At 46.7% G+C, this 14335-nt stretch carries 9 protein-coding genes; 6 read left to right on the top strand and 3 right to left on the bottom strand.

Annotation, left to right across the window (positions count from 1 at the left end):
* Nucleotides 1–18 precede the first annotated feature (18 nt).
* The 4 genes from QUA54_RS14245 to QUA54_RS14230 all read left to right on the top strand — a co-directional run bounded on the left by QUA54_RS14245 (nt 19) and on the right by QUA54_RS14230 (nt 9818).
* Complete coding sequence (locus QUA54_RS14245; protein ID WP_333415151.1) at nt 19–531, top strand: hypothetical protein; 513 nt, start codon at nt 19–21, stop codon at nt 529–531.
* Nucleotides 532–708: 177 nt separating this feature from the next.
* Nucleotides 709–2715 carry an ABC transporter ATP-binding protein gene (locus QUA54_RS14240; RefSeq protein ID WP_333415150.1) on the top strand — a complete coding sequence of 669 codons (2007 nt, stop codon included), beginning with the start codon at nt 709–711 and terminating at the stop codon, nt 2713–2715.
* 640 nt (nt 2716–3355) lie between these two features.
* Nucleotides 3356–8320 carry a PAS domain S-box protein gene (locus QUA54_RS14235; RefSeq protein ID WP_333415149.1) on the top strand — a complete coding sequence of 1655 codons (4965 nt, stop codon included), beginning with the start codon at nt 3356–3358 and terminating at the stop codon, nt 8318–8320.
* 199 nt (nt 8321–8519) lie between these two features.
* The gene (locus tag QUA54_RS14230; protein ID WP_333415148.1) at nt 8520–9818 is read left to right on the top strand and encodes a cytochrome P450; all 1299 of its coding nucleotides are present in this window, start codon (nt 8520–8522) and stop codon (nt 9816–9818) included.
* A 102-nt stretch (nt 9819–9920) separates the two neighbouring features.
* On the opposite strand, the gene QUA54_RS14225 is transcribed toward QUA54_RS14230, so the two are convergent.
* Both QUA54_RS14225 and QUA54_RS14220 read right to left on the bottom strand, forming a co-directional pair.
* Nucleotides 9921–10526 (bottom strand): chorismate lyase, encoded by a 606-nt coding sequence (locus tag QUA54_RS14225; protein ID WP_333189301.1) that lies wholly within the window; start codon nt 10524–10526, stop codon nt 9921–9923.
* Between the two features lie 106 nt (nt 10527–10632).
* Nucleotides 10633–10779, bottom strand: a complete 147-nt coding sequence (locus QUA54_RS14220; protein ID WP_333415147.1) for a hypothetical protein — start codon at nt 10777–10779, stop codon at nt 10633–10635.
* A gap of 3 nt (nt 10780–10782) precedes the next feature.
* Here QUA54_RS14220 and QUA54_RS14215 point away from each other — a divergent pair, with 3 nt between their 5' ends.
* On the top strand, nt 10783–12402 hold the full coding sequence (locus QUA54_RS14215) for an NAD(P)/FAD-dependent oxidoreductase (RefSeq protein WP_333415146.1): 1620 nt from the start codon (nt 10783–10785) through the stop codon (nt 12400–12402).
* A gap of 85 nt (nt 12403–12487) precedes the next feature.
* Here QUA54_RS14215 and QUA54_RS14210 read toward each other — a convergent pair whose 3' ends face one another.
* Nucleotides 12488–13039 carry an acireductone dioxygenase gene (locus QUA54_RS14210; RefSeq protein ID WP_333189298.1) on the bottom strand — a complete coding sequence of 184 codons (552 nt, stop codon included), beginning with the start codon at nt 13037–13039 and terminating at the stop codon, nt 12488–12490.
* Nucleotides 13040–13264: 225 nt separating this feature from the next.
* On the opposite strand from QUA54_RS14210, the gene QUA54_RS14205 reads away from it, so the two are divergent.
* Nucleotides 13265–14230, top strand: a complete 966-nt coding sequence (locus tag QUA54_RS14205) for a M48 family metallopeptidase (protein WP_333109567.1) — start codon at nt 13265–13267, stop codon at nt 14228–14230.
* Nucleotides 14231–14335: the final 105 nt, after the last annotated feature.

Below are 14335 nucleotides of genomic sequence, written 5' to 3'. Positions count from 1 at the left end.
AATTTTTAGATCGGTCTCATGTCTAATTCAAAAATGATTGGCAAAGCGATCGCAGGTGGTCTTTGCTTCGGCATCCTCGCCAGCTTCACCGCTTCATACAGCCCCGCATCCGCAGCAGCACCAACAATTGCCCAAGAAACAGCAGCCCCGGCCGCCAGCAACATCGACACGCAACTCCTAGGCCAATGGCAAGGCACAGTCCCCTCCGGTCAGTCTTTCACCTTCGTCTTTGCCCCAGAAGGCAAATTATTTCTCATGGCTAAAGGCCCCGACGGAGCCGCCCGCGCCAAAGAAATGAGGTACAAAGTTAATCTCGGTGAAAAACCGATGCACATTGATGTCGGCCTCAGCAGCACAGAAACCGTTCAGACTGTTTTTGAATTGACTCCCGAAGGTCAAATGCGGCTTCAGTTGCAAGGCACCAATCCCGGGCAGGCCAGACCTAATGCCTTAAACGAGCAGGCAACCGTGTTTAAAAAGGTCTCTGAGGCCACTGCACTGCCTGCTGATACTCAAGTCATCGGTTTTTGAGGAAAATTATGCGCAGGCCGAAGGCACTCCAGTAGTTCTGAGTTGTGAGTTTTAATTTAAAGAATTTAAACTTTAAAATTCAAAACTCACAACTTAAAATTTTCCCACTGCCTTCTGCCTTCAACAGGCCCTGCTACAATCCACTTAATCTCCATTTAACTTTTGCCATAGACCTCCATGAGTGAAACCGTCCTAGAAGTTCGCAACCTGCGGGTTCAATTTCAATCTGCGGACGCAGGCGATGCGTCTGCAACAGTCAAAGCTGTTGACGGCATTTCGTTTGAGGTCAAGCGAGGGCAAACTCTGGGAATCGTGGGAGAGTCGGGGTCGGGAAAATCGGTAACATCCCTGGCTGTGATGGGTTTGCTGTCGAGTTCGTCTACGAAAATTGAGGGCGAAATTTGGTTTTCTCCGACAAAAGACGGCGCTAGCAATGGGCCTGTGAATCTGCTGGAAATGCCGGACAGGGAAAAACAAACATACCGGGGCAGCCAGATTGCGACGATTTTTCAAGAGCCGATGAGTTCGCTCAATCCCGTTTATACGATCGGATTTCAACTCACAGAAGCCATTTGTTTGCACCAAAAGGTGTCGCAGACAGAAGCGCGGCGCAAAGCAGCTTCTCTGCTGCAAGAGGTAAAGCTGCTAGCGGGCGACGATGAGCTCAGGCAGCGGTGTGTGGCTTTGCGGCAAGAAGCGGTTCGGGAGGACGATCGCGATTTGATGGAGCTCGTCAACGGCCAAAAACAAGCTATGCTCGATCGCTACCCCCACGAACTCTCAGGCGGTCAAATCCAGCGCGTGATGATTGCAATGGCCATTTCTTGCAATCCAACTTTATTAATTGCTGACGAACCGACCACGGCTTTAGACGTAACCGTGCAGGCAACAATCTTAGCTTTGCTGCGCGAATTGCGGGACTCTAGAGGCATGGCAATGATTTTTATTACCCACGATTTGGGCGTCATTGCGGAAATTGGCGATACGGTGGCGGTGATGTACCGAGGCAAAATTGTTGAGTGCGGTGCGATCGAACAAATTTTCAGCAATCCCCAACATCCTTACACAAAAGGTCTGTTAGCTTGCCGCCCAACTCTCGATCGGCAACTGCGCCGCTTGCCGACAGTTTCCGATTTTATGGATGTGACCACAAATGCTAGCGGCGAATTAGTAATTGTCGAGAAAAATACCGATTTAGACGGCGACATCAGCGGAGGAAATTCCGCTTTTCCAAATGGAAAACCGCCTCGGCTGCCGAATATTTCCGAACCTTTGCTGGCTGTGAATAACTTGCGAGTCGGTTTTCCGGTGCAGGGAATGTTTGGCGAAACTAAACGCTTGTTTATGGCGGTCAACGATATTTCTTTTGAGGTTTACCCGGGCGAGACTTTGGGTTTGGTGGGCGAGTCTGGCTGCGGCAAATCAACTTTGGCGAGAGCTTTGCTGCAATTAATTCCGATCGCCAGCGGTAAAGTGTTTTTTGAAGGCCAAGAAATTACGCCTCCTGCCATAAGTAGTTCGGCATCGCAGTGGATGGCTAATTATCGGAGGCAAAAAGAGTACGATCGCAAATTGCGGTGGCTGCGGCGCGATCTGCAAATTATTTTTCAAGACCCTTTTAGTTCTCTCGATCCGCGCCTGAATATTGGGGATGCGGTGATGGAACCGATGGTGATTCACCGCTTTGGTAAGAACCAAAAAGAACAGCGCGATCGCGCGGCTTATTTGTTGGAGAGAGTGGGTTTAAATCCCGATTTTATGCGGCGCTACCCTCACGAGTTTTCGGGCGGACAGCGGCAGCGAATTTGTATTGCTAGAGCTTTGGCTTTGAATCCTAAGTTTATTATTTGCGATGAGTCGGTTTCGGCATTAGATGTGTCTGTGCAGGCGCAAGTTTTAAATTTGCTGAAGGAGTTGCAAACAGAGTTTGGACTGACTTATATTTTTATTTCTCACGATTTGAGCGTGGTCAAGTTTATGAGCGATCGCGCGATCGTCATGAACAAAGGTAAAATCGAGGAAATTGGCACTGCTGAGCGCATTTACAGGCAACCGCAGCAAGCTTACACGCGGCAACTTATAGCTGCTATTCCTGCGGGAAATTTGGAGCGAATTCGGCAACAGCAACTAGGTCGCCAAGCTGCTTGGCCCCCATCCCCTGCAGATGAATCGAAACACTTGTGATCTCTAGTGTTTTAAACTGGTATCAATTACCAATTGCCCGTTACCAATTACCAATTACTAATTAACCATTAAGCGCGAATATCTCGTGCAACGAAAAACTTCTACAAATATTTTTTTCATTTTATCTTCACAAATCAGCAGTTTATCTTTATTTTAACTTCATAATTTATGGTCAAATTCAACCTGCTTGAACTTGACTAATATTCCGGGCTGTTCAACCCACACCCAGGGCGGTTCACGCAGTATTTTCATACATCAAACCCGGTCATTGCTGGACGCAAAAAGTGGTATAATACGCTACTCTAAAGCGGTAAGGAGCTTCATGCGCAGCATACATAATTAGGCTCTGCGTGCAGGATTAGCTCGATTACGCCAAATGTCCGATGACTAACAGCAATATGTAGCGTAGTATTATAGATAAACTTTCTCTATGAGTGGAAAGAAGTAGAAAAGGCGCACCCTAGCTAAAAAGAGATTGCTCGCTAATTCCGTAAATACACTTAATTTTCTGACCAAGTTGCGTAGATTTACGCAAGTTTAAAAATGATAGATTTCGCAAGCTAGGAAAGTTTTACAAAATTTAAACATCTTTATTGTAATTGTGACTCACCAAAACAAAAACGGAATCAAGAGTAAAAAAATGAAATCTTCTGTTCATATCGAAGAATCAAAAAGCACTAAATTATCGAACTTAATGCGACTGTTGTTGAGAAAATTCACGGCAGAAGTCACCACAATAGAAAAGGCAGAAGGCAGCAAGCAGTATGAAAAAAAAATCAGCCTAGCGACGATCGCCCCTGGCAGTTTATTCTCAATTTTGATAATTGTACTGCTGGTGTTAAACGGGTGGCTCGTAGCTGGCAGCGGCGATAATTTGTACGACGGCCAACTCGCACTGGGATTTTTGGGAATAGCAAATATTGTCTTTTTGGCGGTATCGGCGCGCTCAAACGCCTCTGCTGTCGCAGCCCAAAACGATCATCGCCCATCCAGCCAACCCGACGGGTGCGATCGCTTTTTTAGCCTCTCGCCAGATATGCTGTGCGTCATTGGTTTTGACGGTTATGTAACACTCATCAACCCAGCAGCAGAAAAAATCCTCGGCTATTCCCCAGCAGAAATGATTGGCAAACTGTTCCTTGAATTCGTGCATCCAGACGATCGCGAAATTACTTTAAAAGAAGTTGAAAGTATTGCTGCGGGAAATAATACCGTTGGGTTTGAAAACCGCTGGCGCTGTCGCAACGGTTCTTACAAGTGGATAGCCTGGACTGCTACCCGTTTCTGCGAGGAAGAATTGATCTATGGTGTCGGCCGCGACATTACCGATCGCCAAAGGGCCCAAGAGTCACTCCAGCACAGCAATTCTATCTTGTATTCCGTGATTGAAAGCACGCCGGATATCATTTGTGTCAAGGATATTCAAGGCCGCTACACGATCGCTAATTCTGCGCTAGCTCAATTTTTTGAAAAACCGCTTGAGGCAATTTTAGGCACAGACGATGCAGGATTATTTCCCGCTGCAATGGCCAGTAAAATTATCGAAATAGACAGCAGAGTGACGGCAGGAGAATATTTGACTTATGAAGAATATATACCAAAAAAGGGGGCTGTGCAAACGTTTCTAACCGCGAAATACCCTTGGCGCGACTTTCAGGAAAATATTATCGGCGTAGTTGGCATATCTCGCGACATCAGCGATCGCATACGCGCCGAAAAAGCCTTGCAAGAAAGCGAGGAACGCTACCGCTGCTTAATTGAAGCCACATCCCAAATTGTTTGGGATACTAAAGCCGCAGGCGAATTTGTCACCGAACAAACAGGATGGAGTGCATTTACAGGACAGACTTACGGCGAACTTAAAGGATGGGGGTGGCTGAATGCTATCCATCCAGACGACAGACAACATACTGCAAAGATTTGGTCTGATGCAATTGCCAACTGCACTTTATACGAAGTAGAACACCGCTTGCGCAGGCACGACGGCGAGTACAGGTACATGAGCGTGCGCGGTGTGCCCGTATTGAACGCAGACGGCAGCGTTCGCCAGTGGGTGGGAGCGCACTTCGATATTACCGATCGCAAAATAACAGAAGAACAAATACAGCAGCAAAAAGAATTTTTGCGCAGCATTTACGACGGCGTAGATTACAGCATTTTTGTAATAGATGTCGGCGAAGACGGAGAATTTCGCTACGCCGGCTGGAACCCAGCAACAGATTTACTCGGCGGCATCAGCAGCGAATTCGGGTACGGCAAAACTCCTGAAGAGCTTTTCCCAGAAGCTACAGCAGCAATGTTCCGGCAGAATTTGATCGACTGTTTGGAAAAAGGCAGCTCGATTTCCCGCGAATATCCCGCTAATTTTGTGCCTGGAGAAATCTGGTCGATCCTAACTCTGACTCCGCTGCAGGACGCATCGGGCAAAATTTATCGCGTTGTCGGCAGTTTCACCGACATTACAGAACGCAAAAAAGCAGAAACACAATTGCGCGAACAAGAGGAATTTTTAAACAGCATCTATAACGGCTCCAGTCAAGCTCTTTTCGTGATAGATGTCGGCGCCGACGGAGAGTTTCGCTATGCAGGCTGGAATACAGCCACAGAAGCCTATACAGGCCTTTTGAGCGCAGATGTCAAAGGCAAAACCCCAGAAGAGGTTTTTCCCCCAACCGTAGCAGCAGATTTTCGGCAAAGATGCGTCGATTGTTTGGCAGCCGACAGCTCGATTTCTTATGAAGACAGCGCCGAGTTGGAAGGCGCACAACATTGGTTTATGGTAACTCTGACGCCGCTGCACGATGCCTCTGGCAGAATCTACCGCCTGATTGGCAATTCGACTAACATTACCGATCGCAAACAAGCAGAAGCAGCGCTGCAAGAGAGTCAGCGTTTTGTTGAGCGAATTGCCAATACCAGTCCGAATCTTCTCTTTGTTTACGATGAAAGCGAGCAGCGAAATGTCTACAGCAACCGCGAAATCAGTGACACCCTCGGCTATACGAGGGCAGAAGTTGAAAACATGGGCAGCAATCTACTGCCCACCATCATCCACCCTGACGACTTAGCTAAATTTCCCGGATATTTTCAGCAATTAGAAAATGCTCCCGACGGCGAAGTTATTGAGTACGAATATCGGGTACGCGATCGACAGAATTGTTTGCACTGGTTAGTCAGCCGGAATATTGTATTTAGCAGAACAGAGGAGGGAAAAATTAAACAGCGTCTCGGTGCTGCTACAGACATTACACAGCGCAAAATAGCAGAACAAGCTTTAGCAGAACAATTGAAACTTTCTCTATTCACTGCAGATGTGGGAATTGCTCTAACTCAAAACCAGACTTTGCTTGCAACTTTGCAATATTGCAGCGAAGCAGTTGTGCGCCATTTGGATGCTGCGTTTGCTCGGATTTGGACGCTGAATGAAGAGGGAAATGTACTGGAACTGCAAGCAAGCGCGGGGATATATACTCACATTGACGGCGCTCACAGCCGCATTGCTGTCGGTGATTTCAAAATTGGTTTAATCGCCTTGGAGCGAAAACCTCACATCACTAATTCTGTGCAAGAAGATCCCCGAGTCCAGGACAAAGAATGGACGAAACGAGAAGGAATGGTGGCTTTTGCTGGATATCCGCTAATTGTTGACAATCAGTTGCTGGGAGTAATGGCGATGTTTTCTCGCCAGAAGTTGAACGAATCAACGCTGGTTGCTTTGGCATCAAGTGCCGATGCGATCGCCCTGGGAATTAAGCGCAAACAAACAGAAGAAGCTCTCGCCAGACAAAAGCAAACTTTGAGGGCAATTATTGACAACGCTCCCATTTGGGTGTGGCTGACTGACACTAAAGGCAAGATGCTGTTGGTTAACAAAACTTTTTGCGAATCTGTGAACGTTCCTGAAGAAAGATTTTTGGCAGCTTCTCATTCTTCAGAAATTTTGGGAGGGGAAGCATTTGCTAAGTGCATGGCATCTGACGTGCACATCTGGAGTCAAGATACTCCTTTTTATGCTGATGAAATTATCCAGTTTGCTGACGGTGAAAATCACCATTTAGAGGTGATCAAAGCTAAGGTAAAAGAGGCCAACGGCAGCGCGATCGGCTTAATCGGTTTGGGTTTGGACGTTACACAACAAAAAGAAGCTCAACGAAAATTGCAAGCTTCGGAAGCGCGATTCCGCAAGTTAGCGGAGCAGGAAGCGCTGCTGAACCAGCTAGCTAGCAATATCCGCGAATCTCTGGATTTAGATACTATTTTGGCAACAACTGTGCAGCAGGTTCGCGACTTGCTGCAACTCGATCGCTGTGTGTTTATCTGGTATTTGCCCGACGCTTCGCCACCTGCTTGGGATGTCGTCCACGAAGCTAAAAATGATGACTTGTTCTCGGATTTGGGTTATTTCCCTGCTGACATAACGGGTACGCTGTCGCAAAAAATCGCTAATTTGGAAGTTTATCAAATAGATGATGTTGCAACTCTCAGCGATCCCGTAGAACGAAAATTCTTTTTGGAGGTTGGTTACAAGTCGGTATTGGATTTGCCGATTAAAAGTACCGGGGGTTTAAATGGTGTTATTGGCTGCGTTTCTTGCAGCGAGGTGCGTAAGTGGACAAAAGAGGAAGTGGAGTTAATGGAGGCAATTGGCGCTCAATTGGGCATCGCCATCAGTCAATCTGAACTTTACACTAAAAGCGTCGATTCAGCTCGGATAGCACAAGAACAAGCTGCCAAACTAGAAGTAACTCTGTGCGAACTCCAGCAAGCTCAAACTCAGCTCGTGCAGGCAGAAAAAATGTCGAGTCTCGGTCAGATGGTAGCAGGAATTGCCCACGAAATTAATAACCCGATCAGCTTTATTTTCGGCAATCTTACCTACACAGAAGAATACACCACAAATTTGATGAAACTGGTGCAAATGTATCGAGATGAATACCCGGAACCTTCTCCGGATATTCAGCAGGCAATAGAGGTGTTAGAACTAGATTTTGTGCTAGACGACTTGCCGAAAATGCTGTCTTCTATGCAGGTGGGAGCCACTCGCATCCGCGATATCGTGAGGAGTTTGCGTAATTTTTCTCGCCTAGATGAATCTGACATGAAAAAGGTTAATATTCATGAAGGCATCGACAGCACATTGATGATTTTAGAACACCGTCTGAAAGTTCAGCCCGTTAGCGTAGCCGGTACGGAGTACCGTCGCCCCGCAATTCAACTCGTTAAAGAATACGGACAATTGCCACTCGTGGAGTGCTACGCCGGACTGTTAAATCAGGTGTTTATGAATATTATCGCTAACGCTATTGACGTTTTACAACAATCGCTCGAAAATCCGGGAATTATCCGCATTCGTACAGCGGTAGAAGGTACTCTCGCTGTGATTAGAATTGCTGATAACGGTGCAGGCATGACCGATCGAGTCAAGCAGCGGATCTTTGACCCGTTCTATACTACAAAACCGATCGGTTCGGGGACAGGGATGGGTTTGGCCATTTCCCATTCAATTATTGTCGAAAAACATAAAGGTGAAATCAAGTGTTTCTCGGTGGTGGGGAAAGGCAGTGAATTTATAATAGAGATTCCGATTAAAAGAACAGAAAATTAAATTGGTTCTTTGCAAAAATAGTAATGTAAGTCAGTCGGAAAAACCCTATTTTTTTGTATTAACTTTAAGACAGACTCACCTATAGGCTGCAAACAAATAAAAGTTATTTTCACCGAAATTTGTCTGGTATACAATATGCACGAGAAAACTAAAATTGATATGATATTAAAAATCTAAAATCTAAAATCTAAAATCTAAAATGGCATTACCTCCCGGCAGTTTAGGTTTACCCCTAATTGGCGATACCCTCAACTTTTTGCTAGATTCCCAATTTGCCAATAAACGCCACCAGCAGTACGGGCCCATTTTCAAAAGCAGCATTTTCGGACAGCCTACCGTGTTTATGTGTGGCAAAGAGGCTAATTTGTTTGTTTTAAGCAATGACAACCAATATTTTGTTGTGGCTTGGCCTGCCAGCACGAGAGCGCTTTTAGGGCCGCTTTCCTTGGCGTTGCAAACGGGTGCTAGCCACCAAAATCGGCGTAAGTTGCTGTACCAAGCGTTTCAGCCGCGAGCTTTGGGCGGGTACATCGGCGGGATGGAAAATATCACTCAGCGCTATTTAGAAAAATGGGCCAAAATGGAAACCATGACTTGGTATCCAGAACTGAGAAATTATACTTTTGATGTTGCGGGTAAGTTGTTAGTAGGGATTGAAAATGGTTCGGAAACGGCGCTAGGACATTATTTTGAAACTTGGTGCAATGGTTTATTTTCGATTCCTTTAGATGTGCCTTGGACTCAGTTTGGCAAGGCGAAAAAATGTCGCAAGCTGCTGTTGGCAGAACTTGAAAAGATTATTCGCGATCGCCAGCAAGGAACCCCTAGTGGCAATGATGCTTTGAGTTTGCTGATTTCGGCTCGCGATGACGAGGGAAATAGTTTGAGTTTGGATGAGTTAAAAGATCAAGTGCTGTTGCTGCTGTTTGCCGGACACGAAACTTTAACTTCAGCGATCGCCTCTTTTTGTCTTCTCCTAGCTCAACATCCCGATGTGATGGCAAAAGTGCGGGCCGAACAGCAGCAGTTCCCCACAAGTGAACCCCTAACATTGGAACAGCTCAAACAAATGACTTATTTAGAACAGGTTATGCGAGAAGTGCTGCGTTTAGTTCCACCGGTGGGAGCTGTTTTTCGGACAGTAATTAATGCTTGTGAGTTCGGCGGCTATGAAATTCCCAAGGGTTGGAGCCTGATTTCTGGGATTAATCAAACCCATCAGGATAGTCAACTTTATCCTGAACCCGATCGATTCGACCCCGATCGATTTAGCTCGGATCGATCGGCTAAACCGTTCAGTTACGTGCCATTTGGTGGAGGTTTGCGAGAATGTTTGGGCAAAGAATTTGCCCGGTTAGAGATGAAGTTGTTTGCGGCAAAGATTATTCGGGAGTTTGAATGGGAGCTTTTACCGGATCAAGATTTGAATTTAATCCGAGTACCGACTCCTCATCCCCGCGACGGTTTGCAAGTGAAATTTCGGCGGAACTATTCTTAAGAAAAGGCAAGATGCCTGTTCCACAATAGGTAAATGTTCTTGTGGGGTGGGCACGCTCGCGTGCCCTGAAACCCTTATTGATAATGGTGCAAGATCTCAGTCTCAATCAACATCCAATTGCATCGGCCCCAAATACTTAGTTAAATAAGGAGAAAAAACCTCATAAATCAGCGTCAGTGGCTTCCCGTGATGCCAAAACAAATAGTGTCGCCCCCAAAAAGGCCCCGACTGTTCAAAAGCTGATTCCAAAGCAGCCGAATTACCCAAATAAATGCCTTGCACGTCCCGATACAATTCTGTGCGCAGCCGCGCTAAACTGGCCCAAATTGGCAAAGATTTATTTTGTAAATATTCATCTACATGGCTCGCTTCCCACCAAGAAGTTGCATAGGCCAAGCGCTGTCCCGAAGCAGTCCGCAGCCACACTTGGCGGCGCAGGCGCGGCCCCGGAACGGCGACAATTTGCTGGGGCGCGCCGTCTGCGTCTTCACCCACTAAAGACATATCGATCACATCTACTTCTGTGGGTTCCCCTGTCAGCAGTTGCAGGTGACGGGTGGGGGAACCGTCGCCTAGAAGCAGTATTTGCCATGCCGGTGCGAGCTTGGCGTGGGGCAAACCCTTCTGTACTGCGTCTTCGGCTCCTTGCCACAGGGGGTTGAGAGCGTGCCAGGTGCGGCTGTTTTTGGGTGTGAATGTTGCAGTCAAGGGTCTTTACAAAACTTAATTTTTTATTTATTATAACGCTTCTTCAATTATCCACTCAAAAATAAAAAATTGAGCGACCGAGGACGATCGCCCATAGGATGTCCGGTTAAATAGTTATAATACTTCTGTTCGGGATTTTTATTCTTCCTTCTTCCTTCTTTCTTCCTTCTTCCTTCTTCCTTCTTCCTTCTTTCTTCCTTCTTCCTTCTTCCTTCTTCCTTCTTCCTTCTTCCTTCTTCCTTCTTCCTTCCACTATATGTTACGAATAACCGAAATAAAACTCCCCCTAGATCATCCTCAAGATGCGATCGCCAGCGCCATTCTCAAAAAGCTGCAAATTCCCCCCGAAGAATTGCTCGGCTATTCCATCTTCAAGCGCAGCTACGATGCTCGTAAAAAAGCAGAAATCCTCCTTGTCTATATTGTGGACGTAGAGACGACACAGGAAAAGCAACTTCTCCAACGCTTCAAAAAAGATCCTCATGTAATGGTGACACCAGACACGAGTTATCGCTATGTAGCGCAAGCCCCCAACAATTTGACGATTCGCCCCATTGTGATTGGTACAGGGCCGTGCGGTATGTTTGCAGGTCTGATGCTGGCACAAATGGGGTTTCGCCCCATCCTTTTAGAACGCGGAAAAGCAGTGCGCGATCGCACAGTTGACACCTTTGGATTTTGGAAGAAAAAAGCAGAATTCAACCCAGAATCTAACGCTCAGTTTGGCGAAGGTGGTGCGGGTACTTTTTCCGATGGCAAACTCTACAGCCAAGTTAAAGATCCTCAACATTATGGACGCAAGGTGCTGACGGAACTTGTGAATGCGGGAGCTTCACCGGAAATTTTATATATTAACAAACCGCATATTGGCACGTTCAAACTGGTGGGAATTGTCCAAAGTCTTCGCGCCCAAATAGAATCATTAGGCGGAGAAATTCGGTTTCAAACTCGTGTAGAAGATATCCACATCGAAAATGGAAAAGTGCAGGGAGTTACCCTAGCCAGTGGAGAATATATTGCTAGTAATTATATAGTTTTGGCGGTGGGACACAGCGCCCGCGATACTTTTGAAATGTTGTTTTCGCGCGGGGTTTACATCGAAGCAAAACCATTTTCTGTAGGTTTTCGGGTCGAACATCCCCAAACTATCATCGATCGCTGTCGTTTTGGCGATCGGGCGGGCCATAAGCTTTTGGGCGCCGCCGATTACAAACTGGTTCACCACTGCCAAAACAATCGTTCTGTATATAGTTTCTGTATGTGTCCCGGTGGTTTGGTAGTGGCGGCTGCGTCAGAACCGGGGCGACTTGTCACTAATGGGATGAGTCAATATTCTCGCAATGAACGCAATGCTAACAGCGGGATTGTGGTGGGTATCACGCCGGAGGATTATCCCGGTCATCCCTTAGCAGGAATTGAGTTTCAGCGTCGCCTAGAAGAACGGGCATTTGAGTTAGGTGGTGGCACTTATAACGCCCCTGGGCAGCTTGTGGGTGATTTTTTGGCAAATCGCCCTTCCACGGCGCTAGGCAGCGTGCAGCCGTCTTATACGCCGGGAGTTGTGATGACTGATTTGAGCGAAAGTTTGCCAGATTATGCGATCGCAGCTATCCGCGAAGCACTTCCGGCTTTTGACAAACAGATTAAAGGATTTGCGATGGATGATGCGGTTTTGACTGGGGTGGAAACGCGCACTTCTTCACCAATTCGGATTAAACGCAAGGAAGATTATCAGAGTTTGAATACAGAAGGTCTTTATCCTGCTGGGGAAGGTGCAGGATATGCGGGTGGAATTCTGTCGGCGGGGATTGATGGAATTAAGGTGGCGGAGGCGGTTGCTTTGAGTATTTTGCAATCTTCAAACCATAAAATTTGATGCGGGATTTGAGGATTTTTAGATGGTTTGAAGATTGCCGTCAACTGTCAACTGTCAACCGTCAACTGTCAACCGTCAAGTCTGTTCAAACAGCAGCTAAACGCGATCGAATTTCCGTATCGGTATACTCAGGCGTCCAGCCTTCTTTGGTGGTAAAATACCGCACAGCTTTAATTTTCCGGGCTGCTGTCAAATAAAACCAGTGTTCTGTATTCGCCGGCACGTTGATAAATTCTTCCGGCTGCACTGTGAGTTCGACTTGGCTGCCGTCGGGCCGCACGAAGCCGAAAATGCCCTCGCCTGCTACGATATAGCGGACTTCATCATCGGCGTGGATGTGGCACTTGTTGAATTTGGACAGCATGGTGTCGAGGTTGGGAATGTCTGGGTGCAGTACGAGTAAGTCGCGATCCTGATAGCCTGCACTTTGGTTTAGCTGTTGAAAGTAGCCGTCGAGAGCTTGCAGCACTTGCTCTTTTTGATTGTCGTCAAGAGCATCTTTCGCTAACAAATTTTGAATTTCAGCGCTGTCACCCACGGGCCAGCGGTTGAGTTGAATGTTTAAAGGCGCGAGTTCGCGCGCAATGTCGCTTAATTGAGTGTAGGTTGTACCGTTTTCGAGTTGCAGGATAGCCATTTTTGCACGTTCCAATTTTTGGATGAGGCGATAAACAGACACAGCGAAAGATGTTTGTCGATCGCGCCTGTACCAGAATCCCAATTTTAACGCTAATTTGAACAGGCTTTCCGGCCTGTTCCACAACAGTTCAATATTTGTCGCGATAATATTATAAGTCAGGCGCCAGCTAGCACCAGCAGCGATGGCATTACTGATATCTTAAATGTAACTTTTGCAACAACTATGCCTACTTATACGGGAATTTCTAGCGAAGCATTTCAGCATCCCCTCGATCGGCAAGCTGAGGAAGCGCTGCGCAGCGTACCTGGATTTGACTTAATTGCCAGCAAATTTGTAGAATTTGTCTACGAACGACCGCAATTCGTTTACCTAATGGGAAATAGCATTCAAGTCGGCCCACGCCAATATGCCAGCATTTATCATATATTTCGGGAGTGCTTGCAGGATTTAGATGTTTTTCCAGAACCTGGTTTGTTTGTTTCTCAGAATCCCTCAGTTAACAGCTATGCCCTGGGGAAAAACCAGCCTTATGTAGTATTAAACACTGGTCTTTTAGACTTGTTGGAAGAGCCAGAAATTAGGGTAGTATTGGCTCACGAGTTGGGACATATTAAATGCGGTCATCCAACTTTAAATCAAATGGCGACGTGGGCAATGAGCGTTGCCTCGACAATTGGCGAGATGACTTTCGGGCTGGGAAATATGGTAGGCAGCGGTTTAATTTACGCTTTTTATGAGTGGCGCCGCAAGGCTGAATTATCGGCAGACCGGGCGGCTTTGTTGGTAACGGATGACTTAAACAGTGTGATGAAGACGATGATGAAACTTGCGGGAGTTAGCAGTAAATATGCTGACCAATGCAGTTTGCAAGAATTTATCCGCCAGTCTGACAACTATCAAGAGCTCGATCGAGACAATCTCAACCAAGTGTATAAGTTTTTACTTTACAACGGCGGTCAGGGCGTGATGCTGAGTCACCCTTTCCCGGTGGAACGCCTGCGGTATTTGCGAGACTGGGCAAGTTCCGAGGAATACCGCCAAATTAAGCTGGGGAACTACAAGCGGGCTGTAGCTGAGGGTGCGGTTGATGTGAAGTCCCAAACGCCTAACAGCGAGACGGAGGCTTTGCGCCGTCAAATTGAAGAGTTGCAGCGGGAGATCGATCGGCAAAAATCAAAGCGAAACTAAGTTTAAATTCCTCGTTTCCAGGCTCTGCCTGGGAACCAGCTAAATGTTTTGTTGAAGATTTACCGGATGTGAGGGAGGGAGAAACGTAAAAGGAAGGTAAACCAG

The sequence above is a fragment of the Microcoleus sp. MOSTC5 genome, assembly GCF_036701825.1.
Lineage (GTDB): Bacteria > Cyanobacteriota > Cyanobacteriia > Cyanobacteriales > Microcoleaceae > Microcoleus > Microcoleus asticus.
Note: the sequence above shows the minus strand (reverse complement) of the source record. Positions and strands in the feature narration are given on the sequence as shown.

Coding starts and splice junctions, on each gene's coding strand:
- QUA54_RS14245 (WP_333415151.1), top strand. CDS start 19: ATGTCTAATTCAAAAATGATTGGCAAAGCGATCGCAGGTGGTCTTTGC.
- QUA54_RS14240 (WP_333415150.1), top strand. CDS start 709: ATGAGTGAAACCGTCCTAGAAGTTCGCAACCTGCGGGTTCAATTTCAA.
- QUA54_RS14235 (WP_333415149.1), top strand. CDS start 3,356: ATGAAATCTTCTGTTCATATCGAAGAATCAAAAAGCACTAAATTATCG.
- QUA54_RS14230 (WP_333415148.1), top strand. CDS start 8,520: ATGGCATTACCTCCCGGCAGTTTAGGTTTACCCCTAATTGGCGATACC.
- QUA54_RS14215 (WP_333415146.1), top strand. CDS start 10,783: ATGTTACGAATAACCGAAATAAAACTCCCCCTAGATCATCCTCAAGAT.
- QUA54_RS14210 (WP_333189298.1), bottom strand. CDS start 13,039: ATGGCTATCCTGCAACTCGAAAACGGTACAACCTACACTCAATTAAGC.
- QUA54_RS14205 (WP_333109567.1), top strand. CDS start 13,265: ATGCCTACTTATACGGGAATTTCTAGCGAAGCATTTCAGCATCCCCTC.